General features: G+C 58.4%; 2 protein-coding genes. One reads left to right on the top strand and one right to left on the bottom strand.

What is annotated here, in order from left to right; translation table 11 throughout:
* Positions 1–227: 227 nt before the first annotated feature.
* Positions 228–992 (bottom strand): AroM family protein, encoded by a 765-nt coding sequence (locus GA0061098_RS43340; protein ID WP_091968242.1) that lies wholly within the window; start codon positions 990–992, stop codon positions 228–230.
* 978 nt (positions 993–1,970) lie between these two features.
* On the opposite strand from GA0061098_RS43340, the gene GA0061098_RS45885 reads away from it, so the two are divergent.
* A partial coding sequence (locus GA0061098_RS45885; protein WP_208610760.1) for a hypothetical protein occupies positions 1,971–2,151 on the top strand: 181 nt, incomplete at its 3' end.

Raw genomic sequence — 2,151 nt, 5'->3', positions numbered from 1 at the left:
AACTCTTGCGTGCCATTATCCGGGCGTTCACCGAAACTGTCCCTGCCCAAAAGATCGTTTAAATCAGCGCTCTCCCGCCTTCTTCACGGACGACTCGAGTAACTTGGCTTTGATTGGTCGAGCGCCGGTGATTGCACGCGGCGCATTACGGCAGCACTGCGCCGGCCTGCGTGACTGTTGAAACCATAACGCCGGTGCCAACACAACGGACTGTCGCGGCCAAGAATTTAGGCGAGTCCGTTGAAAGGTCTGCGTATCAGGCCCTCGATGAAGAACTCGACCATCGAGGTGTAATCGAAGACCGGAATACCGATCGCCCGCTGGACCGCCGCGGCGTAAGGCGGCAGCTCGGAGCATGTGAGTAGCAGCATCCCAACGTCCGGCCGGTCGTTGAGGAGAGCCACCGCGGCATCGACTGTCTCGGTCTCGACGGCGCTGACATCCAGGTCGCCGCGGAGGTCAAGAAAAGCGGCCGCGAACGCGGGAGCGTTCTCGAGTCCTGCGACGGCCACACGTTCGGTGTTGGCCGGCAGCCCCGCTGCTTCAAATAAGTCCGGGGTCAGCGAAGATGCCCTCGCTGTAATGATGCCGAGCACCTTCTCGCGCGGGAGCATCCGTTCGAGGAACGGAGCGAGGAGAAGACTGGATAGCAGTACGGGCACGTCGACTGCGGCACGGACCGCGTCTTGGTATCGGATCATGAACCCGCAGTTGGAGGTGATCAGTTGCGCACCCTCGCGTACGAGCTCAGTTGCGGACTGAGTCACAGCCGACGTCATTTCCGCGACATTGTGAAGGACAGATACCGTCTTGTAGCGTACAGGGACACTCCACGTGCTAGCATTGCCAACACTCCCTGGAATGCAAGGTCGGATGCCGGGCGAGCGGGCCCACTCGAACTGCAGGATACCTACGGGCGCACCGTAGAATGACTGTCCGGTCTTCAGCGAGGCGAACCGCTGGTTGATTTGGGGGAGAGGAAAATCGATCATCTGTGACCACATCTATTTCGAAATAAACCAGTACGCGATAGCCGTTTCGGCCGGTTCACAAGCGAAAAAAATGTGTCAGCAAGTAATGTACGGCGCTAACGCAAGGTGATGCGGCGCACACCTTGTGGCTCGGTTTGGCCCGCGTGATCGAGACATCCAATTGAGAGCTTGGTAGTTCCTTTTTGGCAAAGGCGTTCGTGAAAGCAAGCGTGAGACGAGCGGATTAACTACGCTTGGCATTTTCTGTACCTTGTCCTATCGTAATGAGTTGCGCCTGTACGCCGGGCTGGTAACTGATCGTACATCATTAACAAGAGTTGAGGCACTACCTACTCAAGTGAGGACTCTTGTATTGACTATTTGAAGAAGCGTGTTGCTAAGTATCGCATGGTGCGTTGCGGAGCGGTGGCTTGGGGCAATGGGGACTGCGGCTTGCGATGGATAATGTCGCCGGCCACCTGACGAGCCGGTAACGGTTATCGAGCACCCGTCCGTCACCAAGCGCTATCGGGCTGAAGGCTCACCACGCTCGTGGCGCGCTGCTTATCAGCACCAGCGCACGCGCCGGCCGATTTCAAGGAACGCGACGACGATGCGGGCAAAGGTGGCCATCAGAAAAGAAAAGACCTCGAAGCTCGCCGAGTGCAACGCCGCCACAAGCCGCCCGAATCGCAAACCGGAAGGGCACAAATGGATTGACCTGCAATACACGGTCGCCATCTCCGCCGGATAGCAGCAGGAAGAGCAAGAGATGGCAGTAGGCCTCGTCTCGAATCGAAACCGAGTGGGTACCGATGCCGCAGCGCATCCGAGCGCGCCGTGCCCGTCGCGCCACGACCTGCCGAATGGGCTGAGCTACTATCTGCAGCCGGTGATCGATCATCTGACGTCGGCTGGACGTAAGCGGTCCGTTGCTCTCATCTTGTAGCTGACGAGCCGATCGGCAATATGCGTTCCATCTGTAGGTGGGGTGCATAGATGATCGAGGTCGATGTATCGCAGCTGCGGGGCCGGCGTGACCTGCCACTGAATTTTCATCCGGCAGCGGTTAGCGTCTCGGGGCTTTGTGAAGTGCTCACCAAAACTAGGCCAGTCGGCGCTGGAATTTTCCGGGGTTATGCTCATGCCGGCGGGGGCGCCGATGAGCCATTCAACAGCG

Source organism: Bradyrhizobium shewense, assembly GCF_900094605.1.
Taxonomy (GTDB): Bacteria; Pseudomonadota; Alphaproteobacteria; order Rhizobiales; family Xanthobacteraceae; genus Bradyrhizobium; species Bradyrhizobium shewense.
This window is presented reverse-complemented; position numbering and strand designations above follow the sequence as displayed.

Bases quoted from the DNA above. Each gene is read 5' to 3' on its own strand.
- GA0061098_RS43340 (WP_091968242.1), bottom strand. From the start codon at position 992: ATGATCGATTTTCCTCTCCCCCAAATCAACCAGCGGTTCGCCTCGCTG.